General features: G+C 42.7%; 12 protein-coding genes. 1 reads left to right on the plus strand and 11 read right to left on the minus strand.

The annotated features are described in order from the left end of the window. Positions 1–259: 259 nt before the first annotated feature. Positions 260–1,141, plus strand: coding sequence for an AraC family transcriptional regulator (locus M2419_RS03120; RefSeq protein ID WP_153847123.1), 882 nt, complete (start codon positions 260–262; stop codon positions 1,139–1,141). Here M2419_RS03120 and M2419_RS03125 read toward each other — a convergent pair. The 11 genes from M2419_RS03125 to M2419_RS03175 all read right to left on the minus strand — a co-directional run bounded on the left by M2419_RS03125 (position 1,128) and on the right by M2419_RS03175 (position 19,027). After that, on the minus strand, positions 1,128–1,559 hold the full coding sequence (locus M2419_RS03125; protein WP_259254210.1) for an L-rhamnose mutarotase: 432 nt from the start codon (positions 1,557–1,559) through the stop codon (positions 1,128–1,130). The two genes, M2419_RS03120 and M2419_RS03125, sit on opposite strands and share 14 nt — an antisense overlap. A gap of 99 nt (positions 1,560–1,658) precedes the next feature. Further along, positions 1,659–3,218 carry a sodium:solute symporter family transporter gene (locus tag M2419_RS03130; RefSeq protein WP_153847125.1) on the minus strand — a complete coding sequence of 520 codons (1,560 nt, stop codon included), beginning with the start codon at positions 3,216–3,218 and terminating at the stop codon, positions 1,659–1,661. A 22-nt stretch (positions 3,219–3,240) separates the two neighbouring features. Continuing rightward, positions 3,241–4,413, minus strand: a complete 1,173-nt coding sequence (locus M2419_RS03135; RefSeq protein ID WP_153847126.1) for an enolase C-terminal domain-like protein — start codon at positions 4,411–4,413, stop codon at positions 3,241–3,243. Continuing rightward, positions 4,410–5,306 carry an aldo/keto reductase gene (locus tag M2419_RS03140; RefSeq protein WP_259254211.1) on the minus strand — a complete coding sequence of 299 codons (897 nt, stop codon included), beginning with the start codon at positions 5,304–5,306 and terminating at the stop codon, positions 4,410–4,412. The genes M2419_RS03135 and M2419_RS03140 overlap by 4 nt, the downstream gene beginning before the upstream one ends. A gap of 34 nt (positions 5,307–5,340) precedes the next feature. Further along, positions 5,341–5,877 carry an RNA polymerase sigma-70 factor gene (locus M2419_RS03145; RefSeq protein WP_153847128.1) on the minus strand — a complete coding sequence of 179 codons (537 nt, stop codon included), beginning with the start codon at positions 5,875–5,877 and terminating at the stop codon, positions 5,341–5,343. 237 nt (positions 5,878–6,114) lie between these two features. Next, complete coding sequence (locus M2419_RS03150) at positions 6,115–8,010, minus strand: glycoside hydrolase family 97 protein (protein WP_153847129.1); 1,896 nt, start codon at positions 8,008–8,010, stop codon at positions 6,115–6,117. Positions 8,011–8,085: 75 nt separating this feature from the next. Next, positions 8,086–9,429, minus strand: a complete 1,344-nt coding sequence (locus tag M2419_RS03155; protein WP_259254212.1) for a MutS-related protein — start codon at positions 9,427–9,429, stop codon at positions 8,086–8,088. Positions 9,430–9,566: 137 nt separating this feature from the next. After that, on the minus strand, positions 9,567–11,180 hold the full coding sequence (locus M2419_RS03160; RefSeq protein WP_153847131.1) for a glycoside hydrolase 43 family protein: 1,614 nt from the start codon (positions 11,178–11,180) through the stop codon (positions 9,567–9,569). Positions 11,181–11,206: 26 nt separating this feature from the next. Continuing rightward, the gene (locus M2419_RS03165) at positions 11,207–14,131 is read right to left on the minus strand and encodes a glycoside hydrolase family 2 TIM barrel-domain containing protein (RefSeq protein WP_153847132.1); all 2,925 of its coding nucleotides are present in this window, start codon (positions 14,129–14,131) and stop codon (positions 11,207–11,209) included. Between the two features lie 16 nt (positions 14,132–14,147). Then, positions 14,148–16,667: a beta-galactosidase gene (locus M2419_RS03170; RefSeq protein ID WP_200845559.1), complete on the minus strand. Its 2,520-nt coding sequence runs from the start codon at positions 16,665–16,667 to the stop codon at positions 14,148–14,150. A gap of 2 nt (positions 16,668–16,669) precedes the next feature. Beyond that, complete coding sequence (locus M2419_RS03175; RefSeq protein WP_259254213.1) at positions 16,670–19,027, minus strand: glycoside hydrolase family 95 protein; 2,358 nt, start codon at positions 19,025–19,027, stop codon at positions 16,670–16,672. Between the last annotated feature and the right edge of the window lie 4 nt (positions 19,028–19,031).

The raw sequence follows: 19,031 nt of genomic DNA on the forward strand, positions 1-19,031 counted from the left end.
ACTCTGTCGGTTCCCACATCCACTAAGGCGAACTTGATTATTATGCATCTCTATTCGTCATAATTGATAGCAGGAATAAATTTCAATATAATAAATAGGGATAACCACCAATAATTTGCTCTATTGTAATGTTTTTTTGCATTAAATATTTTACAAGCAAGATTTTCAAATTTTACACTTTCATATTTTTTTTCTTATCTTTAACTAACTTATGCAACCGGTTGCTAAAATACATTGACTTTTTAACAAATATTGTCCTATGATGCAGCATATTTATGAAAACTTTACTTTCCCGCCGGATCAATCTTTTACGGTTCGCAGTGAAGAACTGGAGATCAAAAAATACACTTCTTTAAAGTCGCATCTCAACTTTGAGATTGTCTTACTGGAAAACTGTATGGGAAAACGGTTTATAGGCGATCACATTGAGGATTTTGAAGGTGACGAACTGGTATTGTTAGGAAGCTATCTTCCGCATTGCTGGCAATATTACAATACAATCGATAAGGATAGATCGGCTAAAGCCTCCATAGTTCACTTTTATCCTGATTTTCTAGGGAAGGATCTGCTGACCAAACCAGAAGCAATTCTTCTGAATCAGTTGTTTATTAATGCTGCAAAAGGAGTGCTATTTTCTGGGCCTATAGTTAGGCAGGCGAAAGATATTCTCGATGATATGTTGGTCGCCTCAGGACTGTCCCGCGCGGTATTGATGCTACAACTATTGGATAAATTAGCCTTGTCAAGCTCTTATAAGACTTTATCTTCACCATCCTTCAATATCATTGAAAATTCCACAGATGCTAATCGGATCAACCGAGTTTTCGATTACATATTTAAACATTTTAGGGAGGATATTACATTACAGGATGTCGCTTCTATTGTTCCCATGTCTTCATCTGCTTTCTGCCGGTTCTTCAAAATGCAGACCAATAGAACCTTGGTGGATTTTATCAAGGAAATCCGTATTGGGCATGCAGCCAAATTATTGATGGAAGGAAAATACAATATTACAGAAACCTGTTTCAAAAGCGGTTACAATAATATTTCCAATTTCAATAAGCATTTTAAAGACGTAAAAGGCAGTTCGCCCCGGGACTTTCTAAAGCAGTATCGGACACCTGAAGCTATTTGTGTTTAAATTCATAAAAAAGCTTCGTCTCTGCCCATTTTTGTCCTGCTACCGTTCCACTCACACCTTGTTGGTAGGTATTCATACGTGCATTCCATTCTGCACATTTTGGACTGTAAGCCTCAGCTTCTTTACCCATTTTATCGAGATCTGCTCCTGCCGGAACCCTAACCGTCATAACAATTAATTTATCAAACCGATACAATGCAATCTGCTGATAACCTGCTTTTTTAAACCCAGCCTCAACCTCAGGCCATACCCGATCGTGATAGGCCAGGTATTCCTTTAGTTTTTCTGGATTGTCTACAATACTGACCACAAATACATGCTCTTCATAATCTGGTAAATGGGAGGGTGCTTTCTCCCCTTTACACATCACAAATAGCACCGAACTACATAATATTAGCAGGCGAACAAGCAATTTCATCTTTATTTTCGTTTAATTTTTCACTAAATGAAGTATATGCTAATGAATCATCCCACGCTATGCTCAATCATTGACTGATGAAATTATTGATGGATGACCTCAATTAAAATAAATATAGATCATGATCATGACGATCGCCAATCCAGCCCAGGTCAGCCAAACTGATCGGGATTGACCAGACTCGCGACTGCGCGTTCGATCAAACAGGGTCGGTATTTCCGAATGCTCCTTGGATTTGGTCAAGAAAGACACGGCGACAATGACCACACTCAAGGCTACAAAAATATAAAAAGAAAGCATTAAAAAATGAGGCCAGTACCCTTGATAAGGATAATTCATTACATGGCAAATACCCAGTACCAAACAGATCAAACCGCCACCATATAGCACAACCTCTGCGGCCGTACTATTGATTCCGCGCCAGATGACTCCCCACAGAAAGACCACCGCCAATGGTGGAGCAAGAATCGAAACTAAACCCTGTGTGAGGTCAAAAAATCCTTTTCCCGAATAAGAGAACAACATCGCTATCGCAATACCTACCAATGCAACTAGGACAGTCACCCATTTCCCCATACGCCTTTGCTGATTACTGTCCAGTATTTTAAACTGCTGGACAACATCCAATGTAAACACTGTACAGAATGAGTTTAAACTTGAGGATACTGTATCCACTAGCGATGCAATCAATGCTGCAATACTTAATCCCAGTAGACCGTGAGGCATCAATTGTTTGATCATCGTAATATAGGCATTATCCGGTGCGGTATCTTTGAACAATACAAAGCACATGATACCGGGGAGAATAAATATAATCGGCATAATAATCTTAAGTGCCCCAATAAATAAGGCACCATATTGGCCTTCTTTTAGATCTTTCGCAGCCAGCACCTTCTGTACGATCGTCTGATCGGCGCACCAATAATATATGGCCACTACAGGGTATCCCAAAACAATACCTACCCACGAGTATTCGGGATTGGAAGCTGGCAAAAATAACTTCCAATACGACGCTGGTGTCTGACTGATCAACGTATCGAGCTGGCCGATCTTTTGAAAGCCTAAGAAGGTCAGTATAATCGACGATATAATAATAATTACAGACTGGAAAACCCCGGTACGAACCACAGCCTTCAATCCTCCAATTGCCGTAAAACTGGTTGCGATGGCACCGATTATTAAGATCGCTGTAAACAACTGACAACCAAATATCCCTGAAATAAGCAATCCTCCGGCATACAAGGCACTCCCCAGCCAAACAACCAAAATGGAAATAAGGCTATAAACGATCAGAAAATTGTATGATTTTTTACCGAAGCGAATCAATAGAAACTGGGGAATTGTACTAATCTTGGCTTTCAGATAATAGGGCAAGAACACCATCGCCAACAGCATCAGAAAAATCCAAGCCAACAATTCGAAGTTGCTGGCGACTATCCCATGGGAAAAACCAATACTTGCAAATCCGATTAACATCGTGGGTCCTGCATTGGCACCAAAAATGGAAAAACCAATCTGCCACCATTTCAGAGAACGTCCACCTAGAAATATATCCTGCTGATTCTTCTCTCTCCTAGAAAAACGAAACCCTACATACAAAAGAACCAACGCGTATGCTATTAAAACTAAATAGTCAATATAATTAAATGTTAAGTTCATGATCAGGTTTGTTTTTACTGCATTACATACTCACCAGCGGATTATATCCAGGAACATCTGCTTTTAACCAGACTTGTTCTCTTATTATTTTATTTTCGTTCAAACAATACTCCCAATTGATCCGGACAGGTAGTCCTTCAGATTCGGGCAAATGAAAATGTCCTTTTTCCAAAGATGGTTTAATCAAGAAATACTTTTCTAAACCATACATCAACGCATATAAATACTCGATCATCCCACTTTCACTGGCCGTAGTCATTAAAAAGCTCGAATATAAAGAATAACCACCAGAAGAAAGTTGCAAATTGCGATTGGAACATAAATCTCGTACTTCCATCCATTCCTTTATCCCGCCGAACTGTGTCGGAACAGGCTGTAAGTGTTTTACTCCACAGTTGGCAAGCATGGGAAATATCTTCGATGTGCGCTCGGATTCACCATAAGCAACCGGAACGGCTGTGCGCTTACAAAGCTCTTCAATCTGATCATATGCCGCAGAATGTATAGGTTCCTCGAGCCAGGCCAACTCATTTTCACCAATGGCATCCAGAAATCTAAACACATCTTCACAAGACCAGATCTGATTGACATCCACAGCGATCTGCATATCTTTTCCCGATAGTTTACGTACATGTTTCACACGGTCAATATCGGCAGCTATATTTGTCCCAAAATCTTTTCCGATTTTCATCTTGTAGCAGTCCACTCCAGCATCCAAAAAGAGTGCGACTTCCTTTTCCAATTCTTGCAACGTATAATTGGTTCCGCCGCCACTTCCATAAATCTTCACGGTGTTGCGATCTCCACCAATATAGCGGTACAAAGGCAGTCCACGTCGTTTAGCAGCCAGATCATGTAAGGCCATATCGACTTGCCCTAATAGCGCCGATGCTGCACCTTTGAAGCCTTCATTTCGAATGGACCAATACAGCTTAGGAAAAAATTCTTGATAGGTCATACCTTCGCAATGGAATAATATCGGAAATAGACAGGTCTCCAAAATATTGGTATAACTATTATACACGGGTGCTTCACCTACAAATCCCTCGGCATCTTCGATACGGATGATCGATAGTCCAAAGTTCGGAAAAGGCCCCATGGTTGCGTCCTGGAAAGGAGTTATTGTTGCGACGGGTGCCAGGACCCGAATGCTGATTTTTTGGATATTAAAGGTTTCCAGATCTATACTATTCATCTATTATCATTAAACGTTTGGAGGATTTCGTTATAAATATCTATAGGCAATATGCCTTGGTTGATTGCATTGAGGGAACCATGCAGTTCGCGCTGATTAGCGGCACCTATGACCATTTTAAAGGAAGCATCAATATTCAATAAAAATCGTAAAGCCAATACATCCAGCGATAGGTTATATCGTTCCGCAATAGTCTGTATTCGTCTTGCCTGTTCAACCGTCAGCACATCCAACCACTCGGGCACTACCAGAGAAAAATCTTGAAATTTACGTCCCAATAGCCCCATATTTAGCGGGCTCGCGGCATAGTATTCCATTCTCTTCTCCTCACAGATCGGTATGGAGCTATGAAGTGCTTCTATGTGACATGCGTTTAACGTATTGTATTCCATAATCACATCGAATTGTCCTTCGATCAAGTATGGCATAAACCAGTTTGGAGGGTTCCCCCCTATTCCAATTTTTTTGGCCACCCCTTGCTCCTTAAAACACTGCATATCCGAGACTACTCGCCCCGCAATTTCAGCCGTCAAGACAGCAGCTTCATGCAGAAACAGCACATCTACCTGCGCCAGCCCCAATGTCTTTAAACTCCCCTCTACACTTCGCTGCATACCAATGGTCGTATAATCATACCGAGCTTCGGTTGCGACATAACTTTTTAATCGTCCTACTTTTGTACTAATAGCAGGTTTTGTACCTTTCCATTGCGATAAAGCCTGTCCCACAAAGTATTCCGCATCGCCGTAAGCCGGGGCCGTATCTAATGCACAGATTCCACAAGATAAAGCCTCATGTATAGCTTGAATGGACTCCTCGGGTTGTACGGCTCCCCAAACACCACCCAAGCCAGCAGTGCCCAATATTATTTTATCTATCCCCGGATCGCGCATCTTATTTCAGTCAAAATTTATAGCATCTAAATTACTAAGAAGCAACCATATAATCTTTAAGATTAATGGTCAATACCTTGAGTACTTTTGTGATATGATACTCCACACCTTTAAGCGAAATCCCCAGTTGCTGGGCGATATCTTTACCACTGATATATTGCTGTCGACTCAGCTCGAACACGGCCCGCGTCTTTAAGGGCATTGCATCGAGTGTCTGTTGTGTTATTGTCTTAATTTCCTGGAGGAAAACCCGCTCTTCATTGATTTCGTTTAAGCTGTCTATACGAAGCTGCAATTCCCACTCATCCCAATTATCTAGAGGTTCTATCAATTGCCGATGGATCCGCTGGTGTTTCAGATAATCCAGCGCCTTATTTTTTATAACTCTCAAAAGAAAACACCTAGGAGACAACAGGGTCTCCTCTTGCATCTTTTCCCAAGTTGCCAATAATGCGTCGGCGGTAATATCTTCGGCTACCGCATCAATATGGACAAAAGATTTCGCGAATAGAAATGACCGCTGGTGATATTCTTTAAATAATTGATCAAAATGTTGTGTTATCTGCTTCATTACATAACTAAGGCCATAGGAAAAATCAAATCCAATTTATTTTTATGTAAAGTTTCAAATATGCCCGCGACACAACTAGGTCAAATTTGACCATTATCGGTGTTTTATTTGCAGGTGTTTCATTATTGTCATCTGGCTCCAACCACGATGTTAGCATTAAAAATGAGCGTAGTTAAACAAAAACAGCTGCGAATAAAGAAGTCCACAGCTGTTTTGAATTGTTAAGGTTGTAAGCTTTTACTTTATTTTATCCAGTATCAATACTGCACCCGCATCAGGTTCAAGTGTCAGATTGAATGTATTGTTTTTTAATGCAAATTCCGCTCTATCGACCGTATTTTTAGCCAGCCCATGCTCATCTTGACTCCACAACTGCGCTTTGAAACGATCAGGTGTTCCAAGAAAGGAAAGATCAATTTTGATATCCTGTTTTACCTTTGCCCCAAGCATCGCAATATACCAGCGATTACCCGAGCGACGGGCAATAATACCACATTCACCAATAGCCGATTTTAGTACTTTAGTTTCATCCCATGTGACAGGAAGGCTACGATAGAATTCTACTGCGTTTTCGGATTCATTGATCAGCGTTTCGTGCTCTCCTCCGGCTCCACCCGCCTTATGTGGCGCATCTGCCGGGCGATCGTACCAATAGATAAACTGCCATGGACTGTACAACATAACGGCTTTGGCCATTTGGGCAGCCTTTCCCCCCATTTTGGTATTTACGCGAACAGCATGATAACAGTTGGTATAATCTCCAGCGCCAGCAATAGCACGTGTAAACATCGTGATCAGACTTTGCTCAGTGCTCGGTGATTCTTCATCGCCACGGATACCTTCTTGCGTAATGAGATTGGGAAAAGTCCGCGAATACCCGGTAGGTCGGTATTCATCGTGTACGTCTACCATCAACTTATATTGGGCAGCCTTACGGATCGCCTGGTGTAACCAGGCTGTTGCCTGTTGACTACCGACGTTGACAAAACCAAATTTAAGCCCCTTGACGCCCCATTTCTGGTAGATCGGTAAGATTTGGTCCAATTGTGTCTCCAAAGCTTTTTTATTCACATAAAGTAAAATGCCTATATTTTTCTTATTTGCATAATCAATGATATCGTGTAGATCTAAGGGGCCCTTAGAACGTGCGGGATCAACATCTACACGAGACGCATCCGACGCAGTAGACTCTTCTGGACCATACCATCCCGCATCGAACTCGACATAGTCAATCTGGTTACGTGCTGCGAAGTCCACTGCAGCAATACCGCCAGCTGTCGTTAATGTCACTTCACGTAATACTTTACCTGGTTTTATCCAGGAGCCATCTGCTATCTCATCGGGCTTATTTAAATTGAGGATGAAATAGTTATTCTCCACCAATTCTCCCGCTGTCTTTCCAACCATCACGTAGCGCCACGGACTTTCATAGGTTGCTTTATCAAGCGCTACAGGTCCAGACAATGCAGATTGAACGATATAACTTTTCGCGTCAGTCTTATAAGTAAACTTCATGCGTGCAAAATCAACCAAAGCAGCCTCACCTATCGCCATAAATAATTGCGGCGCCGGATTAACCACCAAAGGTCTTTCAAATTCTCCCTTCAGCTGGCTCAATGTAGTTTTTATATAAGCACTTTGTGCTGCTCCCGCAATCCAGGTTGTAGCATCGCTATCAAACTGGAAAGCCGTAGATTCGGATTTAATGGTTGATCCAAAAAAGTCATTTTTGTCAAATCCATATTTTAATGCGATTCCTTCATCATAAAGCCTTAAATAGAGACGCATTTTTTTATGGTTTCCGCTAGACTGTAATTGTAACTCCAGCTGATTATAGTTGTCTTTGATATTGTTACGTTCACCAAAAAGAGGCTTCCATGTCTGACGCACGACCTTTCTGTCGCTCTTTATCAGCTGCCAGTTACCTTGAACGATATTTTCGGTCCAGTCAAAATCTAAGATCTTGATGTCCGTCAACGTTTGGGAGGCTGAAGATAAATGTATCGTATTGTTACCCGAAGCGACATCAACCTCGGCCGATAGAACCTTATTTGGACTTTCCAATTGCAATTTCTGACCTTGCACTGCTGTAACACAAGATATAACGAGGATTGTTAAAATAAATCTAAACATAAATTTAGCACTGAATAAATTGACACAGGTTTTTCATAATAAAAAACGACTTAATATTAAGACGTATTAAACCTATCATACCCTAGTGTATCTTGGGAATAAAATCTCAAATACCCGTTCTTTGCGCAATAACCACATGCCTAACTTTTCTTCGGCAACGCCATCCAAAAGTCGGTATGTAAAGATAATTCCCTCCTGTTCATCCAACTGGACCCCCAAATATTTCAGCGCAATACCATCTTTATGCAGTATGGGGCAAATTTCTGTAATATGTGAAGACAATAAGAATACACTGCTCTTATATCCTTTCAAACAGTTAACTAACTCCAGGGTTGCTTCACTCGCGTCACTGTGGTTTGTCCCCTTAAATAACTCATCCATCAGCACAAACATTTGCTTACCGGATGCTAATAACTCCGCCAAATGTTTAACCCGTAATACCTCATTAAAAAAGTGACTTGCACCTACATTTATATTATCACCTAAATTTATCGTCGCCGATATTCCATCAAAAAGTACAGTCTTCATCGCATCCGCTGGAACCGGAAAACCAAGATGTGCTAGATATACACAGCTTCCAATTGTCTTCAACAAGGTAGATTTGCCCGTCATATTTGCTCCCGTCAGATACCAGAGGTTATTTTCTTTTTTAATATCGACATCATTTTTAATGGCATCTTCAATAAATAAATTATAAGCTCCACGTATGGTGATTATATCTGATCCGGTTATTTGTTCGTCAATCTGAGGAAAAACAAGCTCTTTCCCTTTGCTGCATTTTGCCACACTGGACAAGGCGTCCAAGTGATATACAAGATTGAAGATTTCACGAATTGCATTTCGTTTTATGTTTCTGAAAATATAATCGTATTTAATCATTAGCTCCGTTGAAAATTTGTTTTTCAATAGCTGTGTAAACTCGTCCCGATCTATACCTTCGAAAACACGTTCAACATGATTACCATATTCTTTGAGCACATTTAATGTATAATCCGCTAATTTTGCAGATTCTAGAAAAATAGCAAGACCATCCGTGATCTTTGCTATTTCGTGAATAGATCGCTTAATAAGTATCTCACGTTTTTTAAAATCCAAGGAGAGAAAATTAGTTGATACCATTTCCAGATAATAGGTCGATCGAGAAGCAGAATAGGGTTCTTGCGGCAGAGACAAATATTGCTCAAGATCCTGCATCATATACTTATCCAATAGATCTGAAATTTCCAAGCCCTGCATGAAACAAATCAAATGCTGTCTATTTTCTATCTCCCATTTGGAGGAGAGGGGTTCAAGAAAATAACTATACAACATATCGCGTCCACCTTGTGTAACTGTACAATCGAAAAAATCAATCATATCCCTGTACCTGTTGTTGGTAACATTTAAATCCGTTAAGGTCTGCTTATCAATGATCAACATAATTTATTTATTGTGGCTCTTTCCTTAAACTTACTTAAAGTCATCGTAATTAGCAATACTGTAAAGAAAAAGAGCCCAGTATCGCTGAATAATACTAGGCTCTCTTAACTAACATTTATTATACCGTAGGCATCGTTTTACTTATTGGTAAACCTAAACCAGTTAAAGTCAGCATAACCGTCTACCCCTTCCGATGTTTTGCTATAATTAAACAATGCAAAACGGTTTGCTGTCCAAGGTAAGCCTAGTTGCATCGTTAAATCATTTCCAATGACATAAAAGTTTTCACCATCAGTACTATAATAAAATTTCGCAATGCCACCCCTATCAGTAATGCGTGCCCGCACCCATAGTTTATCACCAGCTAAATTCTCTTTGATTTCAATAATCTTGTCATCATTGCTCATGATGATTCTTCGCTTGCCTTCTATCTGTTCTACCGCAACGAAAGCATACGGAAATTCAAAGATGCCGAAGCCAGCCACGTTGCCATTTTTTAATCCCGTCAGATCGATTTCAACAGTACCTTCTGAACTTGGTCCCTGCACCCGCTGTGTTAAGGTATTACGGGCCGTCTTTAAAGAATCCGCACGGGATGCATGCAAGCGCATATATCCCTTACGTTCTTGAAGTGACCATTTGCTATTGTCCGGGTTATGATTCCATTGCCATTGCAGTCCCAGCTTTGTCCCATTGAACTCATCAGTCGTAGCCGGAGTTTTTATCGGGTAAGTTTTTCCGACATTGGGTTTCTTGTAAGTAATCACGTCCTTGTTACCGGTTCCCAGCATAGGCCATCCATCCTCCCATTTTACAGGTAAAAGATGAGGGACCCGACCTATGGCACCACGATCCTGCATAATAATAAACCACCAGTCCCCGTTTTTCAGCTGTACCATACCGCCCTGATGTAAACCGTTGTCAGGATAAGAACTGTTATCATTCAGAATCAATTTATGCTCATAAGGTCCATAGATATTATCGGAGCGCAAGCAGATCTGCCAGCCTTGTGTTCCACCTGCCGGACAAGTGATATAGTACTTGCCATTGATCTTGTACATATGCGCTCCTTCCATTCCAAAATGACCACCAAGTTCGTTCGCATTCTTGAAGCTGCCTTGCCAAATTTTGACTTTATCACTTTTGACAGATTTAACATCCGCATTCAGCTCTGTTAGGTATAATGTACCTTGACCATGTACCACATAGACTTTACCATTATCATCAAAGAACAATCCCGGGTCATAGAGGTATTCAGGAAAGATTGTCCGCTTCCAGGGACCTTCAGGTTTATCGGCCTCGCAGATGGAAAAATTACCTTTTTCCCGCCCCCAACCATATGGCGTACAGAATCCAGCATAGAATTTTCCATTATGATGTTTCAATGTTGCCGCCCATGAACCATTCAAATACAATGTACCGCCTTCCATATTGTAGCGCGGATCTTCATCATAATGATCCACAGCATAGCCTACCATTTCCCAGTTCACCAAATCCTTCGACTTCACTATCGGAGCTCCGGGTACATAATGCATACTCGTCGAGATCATGTAAAAATCGTCCCCTACACGGATCACATCAGGATCGGGCCAATCGCCCCAAAACAACGGATTGGTGAATGTACCATTACCATTGTCAGGACTCCAAACCTGCTGTGCCGACACTTGTCCAAAAAGTGATAGTGTCAAAGCCAAAGCAAGCCCCAGCTTCGTGGATGACCTACCATAGCGTTTCGTTATAATCGTATTCATATTTATTTTTAATTCCGTATTATTAATTATTGAAATAGGGTCACTTCAGCCAATCCTGCCCGTCCTTCCGAAACCTCCAAAATACTAACCCTTATAAATTTCAGCACCTTCTCCAATTTGACCGGTTTAAAATCCCATCCTGTACATTCTTTTTCATACAACTCTTCCCATGTCGTTCCATCTAACGACCCTTCTACTTTATAGCGATATTTCGAGCTATCTTTCTGTAAACGTACACGCGTGCCGACTACCTTGGTTGTTTGGTCCAATTCAAAGGTGACAACTTGCGGGAACTTATCCTGATCCGCAATCCACCACGAATAGTCGTCTCCATCGGTCACCTGAGTGACCGGAAAATCAGGATGTGATGACGTTGCTGTCACCTTTTTGAATTTTACTTTTGGTCGGGCCAACAGCTCTTTATCCCATTTCGTGGGTTTAATAACTGAATGATCTTCTTCATTTCCGCGAAAGACAACGTGGTCACCATCAGGAATTTCGCTGGATGTAGGTCGGATCGATCTGACATCTTTGCTTCCGCTTTCCAAGCCTGCGGCTGATGCGCTAATATGAATGGTCCCACTTTTTTTGCTGGTACGCACAAAAGCAAATCCAATACCGCCTTCAACGACCTGTGGATTCACTGCGATACGCGCTGAACCATCCCCTATTAAATGTCCTTCACCTGCAACCTGAATACGGATCGCTGTCGATGCATCATGCAGCAGATTGCCCTGTTTGTCACATATTTTAAAATACACCGGAATCATATCGGATCCATCCGCAACTGGCTGGATGCCATATTCCGGTATCAGGACTTCAATATGATGAGCTGCACCAGCTGTATGCACGGCATGTTGTGCAACCACTTTCCCTTTTACATAGGCTAATGCCTTCAGTTCACCGGCTTCATATCCACCCGCATCGAAAACAAAACTCGGACTTCCACCCTTTTCTACGATGTAAGGGTAGACTTTTGCCCGTTCTTCACGGGATTGCCGTCCGATAAATTTTCCATTCCGATAGAGTTCGACAGCTTCACAATTTGAGTAAATCGTGATCTCTGTACTTGATGTTTTCAGTTTTTCTGGCGAATTATAAGAGGCTATAAATACCATCGGCCCTTTAGAAATTCCCTCTTGATCCAGCTGATAGGGACGCATACTTTGCATCATGTAATAAGCAAATTTAGGATATCGGTTTACATCAACTACCCCAGAATACATAGTCTCTTCCTCGGCACCACGGGTATAATCATTATAACTCCACATAAAGTGTCCGCCCATACGTGGATTGGCATCCAACATACACCAATCGAAATAGCCATTTCCATTCAGTTGATGTAATCGGCTACGTCCCTGCCGCATTTGCTCATATTCGTTTTCTGTCAGGCTTACCCTTGGCTTTTCCCCTACTCCATCGCCCCATTCCCGGGTCAACAAAGGTTTAACTGCTATTTGATCTTCAAGATAATTGCTCATCACATTACCATCTTTGGGGTATTTGGACACCTGTTTGTAGAAAACATCATAATAAGGTTCTGTTTCCTCATGACTAAAGTAATCTCCGGCAGTATAAAACTGATCCCCGGGATATTCGGCATGTGCGGCTTCAGCAATACGCTTGACCACCGACAGGGGGTAACTGGTTTCATTTAATGCGGTCTCCCATAGGACTACAGAAGGTCGATTTCGATCACGACGGATCATACTGCGCGTGATAGATTCCAAACGATCTGTAAACTCTGCTGCCTTATTAAAATACTGCCATCCGGGTACACACTCAACAACCAAGAGGCCGTGGCGGTCACAAGCTTCCAAAAATGCAGGGTCGTGTGGATAATGTGCTGCCCGAACGGCATTATATCCACCACGCTTCATATCGATTACTTCCCGTTCCTGTACGGAATTAGATGCGGCATCACCGACATAGGGATAACCTTGATGTCGATTGGCACCGACCATATAAAGATGTTCGCCATTAATAAAGAATCCTCCATCTTTGGTATACCGAATCTGACGGATACCGATTTGATCTGTACGGCAATCCACTTCGACACCATCGGCAAGATACACCCGATTTTCCAAGTGATAGCAGATAGGATGATAGGGATGCCACAGTTGAGGATTTTTGACATCTATCTGTTGGTCTATCCGGCGACGTTCTTGCGGTTTCAACTCAAATGATAGTCGCTGCTGACCCACAACTTTTCCGTTAGTATCTTTCAGTACGGTCAAGAGATACCCCTTCTTGGCCGCTTTATCGTCATTTTTCAACTCAGTATTTACAGCGACAGTGGCCCTACTCTTATCCACCTCGGGATAATGTACGAATACACCCGAATTTTGGGTTGCATCTGGTTCCAATTCATCGGTAATGCGCAAGGGATTGGAAACAATCAATTTGGCGTCCCGATAAATTCCGCTATAATAATAGAAATCAAGTCTATCTTGTGGCTTACCCGGAGGTGTCATTGGATCGTACTCAGCCGACACGCGAACTGCAATCACGTTATTTGTCTGATCAAAATGAAGCTGATCTGTGATATCCAACGTGAAGCCAACATATCCACCACGGTGCTTACCAACGCTTTTACCATTGACAAATACCTCACAGCTGTTCATCACCCCTTCAAACTGCACAAAGACCTTCTTACCACGATACTGATCCGATAGTTTGAAATAGCGCCGATACCAGCCTATCCCATCGTAGATAGCATCACCACCATTGTGTTTCTTTTCGAGTTGCATTACATGCGGCAACACGGCAGGGATCCATTTGGAGTCATCTAAACCTGTAGCTTCTCCCCTTTTAAGATCACCACGATAAAAGGCCCAATTCGTGTTCAGTTGATATTCGATACGGCTTGCGGGCTTTTTCCCGAAACTCTGAAAAAAAAGTCCCAGCAACAGAAAAAGCGCGACAGTTAATTTTTTTATAAGTTTATTCATTCCTCATAAGTATTGATTATTTACTTTTTCTTACCTCAGCAGTATTAGGATAAGGTACGATCTCCAATGCGTGTAAAAGTGCTCCGTTTTCTGTCTGTCTCAGCCCAAAAGTGAGTACATTTTTCTTCGCACCAAAATTCAGCCAACATTCCGGAAGAAAAAATTCACGTTGAGGTCCTGCCTCCCAATGACGTCCGATATTGTGTCCATTGAGCCACATATAACCGTTGCCCGAAGCATTGACCTTAGCCATCCAGGGCACCCATAGGTCTTTCGGGAGTTTGTCCAGATTAAATTCAACACGATACCAGGTAACAAGACCGTCCTGTTTGCCCTTGGGCTGTACTTGATTACCTTTACGTGGGATTTCATTGTTTGTTTCCAGAGAAACTGTCGACCAGCTTGTATCATCAAAATTGGGTAAGTTCCAGCCTTGCTGTACACCGGCAAGATCTGTCGAAAACTCCCATTCTAAAGGATGCGTAAGCGCTGTTTCACTTAGCGAAAGTCCCGCTTGATGAATACCAGCCAGCTCCTCCATCGGTACATAACCATGTGCGTGGCCCAAGTTTTCATAAGCCACAACAATCTCGTTTTCTCCAGCTTTCAATAGGCCGGCCACATCAAAGCGGTTGTCGTATTCGTCCGCGCGAATACGCTCAAAGGCATTGCGCGTTGTCCAGCTTTGCGCATCAGCACGGTCTGGAAAAAGTCGCTTGGCAGGCTTCCCATTAACGAGTACCGACACAATATCCCGTGTATACATATTGAACAGTAAATAATGCTCACGTTCAGCTTGTTTTGCCGTAAGGATCACATGGCTTCGATAACTGCTGTATCTAAAATCGTTGATGTCCATATCAGAAAGACTGACCAACTGTGGCATCGTGTTCCAATCGGCCTGCCCTATAGCGTCCTCAGCCTTACGGGCTGTATTGACACGGACTCCCGCAGGTACTTTGGAAGGTCGTTCAATAGCATCAGCCTTCTTGGGCCACCAATCCCCCCTATGCACTGGCTGCCCTTTTGCCACAACCAATATTTTTGATTCCAAACCCGCAAGATCATAATCTACTTCAATTTTCTCCATTTGCTGAACCTGATTGACCAGCTGATCATCGGTTTTGATCAGTACTTTCTCGCCATTTTGATTGACATTATAGATCGGATCTTTAACAAGATTGACACTGTTTGGCAATAGCGTTACTTTTCCCTTGATTGCTTGTTTAGGGTCCGTATTGTGGAGGAATATAAACTTTGTACCATCACTGGCTACTCTCACTCCTCCAAATAATGATTTTGGAGCGCCTCGCAGTTCACAGGGTCCTCCTTCCGTGCGGACCAGTTTGGATTCAAACTGTTGAATGAATGTACCTATTTCTTTAGCAGCAAGGTATTTCGGTCCAATGGCGCCATTTTCATGGATGGCAGCATTATAGTCATAACTTGTTGTCATACCCCGCGCTCCCCAGCCGTCAAAATGTGTACCGCCAAAGAACATATAGTAATTGATACCCGTTCCGCCCCCAAGCATAGTCATTAAACCGATAGCCTTAAAATGTCGGTCGTCGGAATAATGCTCTTCACTTAATCTTCCTGTAACCAGCGAAAACCATCCACCTTGCAACTCGGTTACAAAACCAGGAGCATCAGGTTGCTTTTTGCGCAGATCCATCATGCGATAAGCGCAGCTTGGCGCGTCCGACGGCCCGCTTACATAGTAATTATCACAATCGAAAACCTGCGATAATTCAGCGTCTTTGCTCCCCCTTGTTTCATTGGTCAAGCAGGTGAACACCGGAATATCCATTCCACTTTTCTTTACCGATTCATTGAGGGCCTTCAGCACTTTATCTTTTCCGGGACTCCAATGCGCATCGTATTCATTTTCAATCTGGATCATGATAATCCCTTTTTTACCCTTTTCCTTACGTGTGATCTGCTCAGGCACCAATTCTTTGCACACTGCGTTAAACCAATGCTGGGACCAGGCAATATGCTGTTCATCATTACCACGCAACCAAAAACCTTCCAGATTGTCAGGGCGGTATTTTGCTAGCCATCTTGGGTAACCACCACCAGAAAATTCAGCACAAATAAAAGGGCCGGGACGAACAATAGTATAAAAACCAAACTCTTCCTGCGCCATCTTTAACCACCTTTTGAGGTCGGAAAAATCAAATTTGGATTGGTCCTCCATGTCTCTTGGAATATGACGTTCATGCCAATTCCAGGGCACATAGGTTTCTACCGTATTAAATCCCGCTTCCTTTATTTTTTGAAAACGATCACGCCACAATTCCTCTGGACATCGAAAATAATGGAAAGCCGCGCTATAGATATAAACGTCCTTTCCCTCAATGGTCATACAGGATCCATCGTAACGGATCCGCTCTGGATGGGCAAATTTTTTGACGGGGCGTACCTGGTCACCATTTTGTCCAAATGCCATCGAAGCATAAAAAATAATCGAGCAGAAAGTCAAACGCAACATCAATAGGAGCGCGTCCTTTCTACTAAAAGTTAACTTGAACATATTCATATTTGATTTAATACTAAGGGCTTGTTACGGCTTATTTTTACTTTTTTGACCTGATTCTTATACCGAAGCGTAATTGTGACATCCTGATCAGCCGCTAATGTGACTGAGGTCAAAGCCCCTTTACTCCACTTCAGATCAACGGTTAATCCCTGTCGGGCACGCAAACCTTTAATTTCACCATCGGACCAAAATGACGGCAATGCAGGCAATATATGTACCTCTTTATTATGGCTTTGGATTAGCATCTCGGCAATTCCGGCAGTACCGCCAAAGTTTCCGTCAATCTGAAAAGGTGGATGTGTATTGAATAGGTTGTTTAATGTTGTCTTGGCGAGCAATGCCTGTACATTTTTACCCGCTTCTTCGCCGTCGAGCAGTCGCGCATAAAAGTTAATCATCCAGGCCCTGCTCCATCCTGTATAGGAGCCATTGCGGTTGCTTTCGTTTTCATTATAGAACCGACGACGGGCAATCGTTTTTCGCGCGGCTTCAAACAGCTCCTTCTTATCTGAAGTAATCGACTTCCCCGGATAAAGCCCAAAAAGATGCGAGATATGACGGTGGCCCGGCTCGACCTCTTCGTAATCTTCAATCCACTCCTGGATTGTCTGATACCGCGGGCTGATTCGGATAGGAGGCAATTTAGCTAACACATGTTTCAATTTTTTAGTAAAATCAGTCGCCTCTCCAACCATTGAACCTGCTGTTAGGCAAGCCTCAAATAACTCACGAATAATCTCGATATCCATGGTAGCACCATATGTCAATTGAAATTCTTTTCCATCGGCCATACGATACCTATTCTCAGGAGAATTGGATGGCGCAGTAACAAGGTAGCCCTTATGATCTTCCACGAGATAACCCAAAATAAATTCAGCAGCTTCCCGCATGGAGGGATAAGCCTCCTGTTTCAGGTAACTCTTATCGTTGGTAAATAAATAATGATCCCATTGATGGAGTACCAGCCATGCTGCGGCAATAGGAAATGTTCCCCAGCCGACGCCATCTGCAATTGCTGTACGTCCAAATGGGTCCGTCAGGTGATTCATTGTCCAACCCGAGGAATTGTAGGTTTTGCGGGCTGTCACCCGCCCCGGTTCACGCAAAGCCGTTATCAGATTTGAGAAGGGGACAACAGTCTCCGAGAGGTTACAGACTTCGGCCGGCCAATAGTTCATTTGGATGTTGATATTCGTATGAAAATCGGAACTCCAGGCGGCATTCATGTCCTTATTCCATATCCCTTGCAAATTGGCCGGGAGCACACCTGGGCTACGCGAAGAACCCATCAGCAGATAGCGTCCATACTGAAAATAAAGACTGATCAAAGAAAGGTCCTGACCGCCTTCTTTTACTTTTTTCAAACGTTGGTCCGTCGGTAAATCCAAAGGCTGTCCAATATTGAAGACCACACGGTCAAAAAGTTGACGGTGATCGGCAACATGTCTGGAAAGAATCTGTTCATAGCTCTGTTTCTGAGCCTGATCCAATAGTGCCCGACAACGAGCCAAAGGATCAATGCGGTGATCAAAGTCCAATTTTGACACATCATAATCTGTGGCCGCCGTAAAATAAAAAAGGACTTCATCCGCATCCTTGACAAAAAAAGAATTTGCATTGGTTATCATGCTTCCGCCTTTGTGACTCCCCTGGACGAGTCCTGCAAATTTCATATGTGCACCTATCTCACCACCATCTGCCATCGGTAGATCCACCACCTGTCCCTGAATTTTCAGCTCATGGTCAGATAAGGGTGTCGCAACCGCATCCTGTTCACGTGAATAGGAAAACCGGAAGGTTAGCTTTCCAGGCTTGTCCGCCGATAGACGAATCACAATCATATTATCGGGTGCTGAGGCAAATACTTCCCTGGTATATTTTACCCCATCGATACGATAGCTCGTTGTTGCTAATCCGGTCTGTAAATCAAGGTCGCGACGATAGTTCGTAACCTGTTCCCGCCAAAAGCCTTCAGTTCCAAAATCAACACGAAAATTCCCGAATGATTGATAGGATCGTATACGCAGGGGACTGCTCTTGAGCTCCTTTTCAGACAGCGCAGCAGCTTTTTCGATCTCTCCGGCGACAAGTAAACGTTGAATTTCGGGAATTTTGGCTGCAGCATCTGCATTGGCATCCACTTTGGAACCACCCCATAGGCTCTCTTCATTGACCTGGATATTTTCCCTATTCCAGTCTCCATAAATCATAGCACCCAAACGTCCATTGCCCACAGGAAGGGCATCCTCCCAAACCTTAGCCGGTTCTTGATACCATAAAACGTGATCCTGATGCTGTGCTTTTAGCTGCATGCCAGAAAGCATCCATATGCAGCCCCATAAATATACTTTCATTTAC

The sequence above is a fragment of the Sphingobacterium sp. BIGb0116 genome (assembly GCF_024808035.1).
GTDB lineage: Bacteria > Bacteroidota > Bacteroidia > Sphingobacteriales > Sphingobacteriaceae > Sphingobacterium > Sphingobacterium paramultivorum.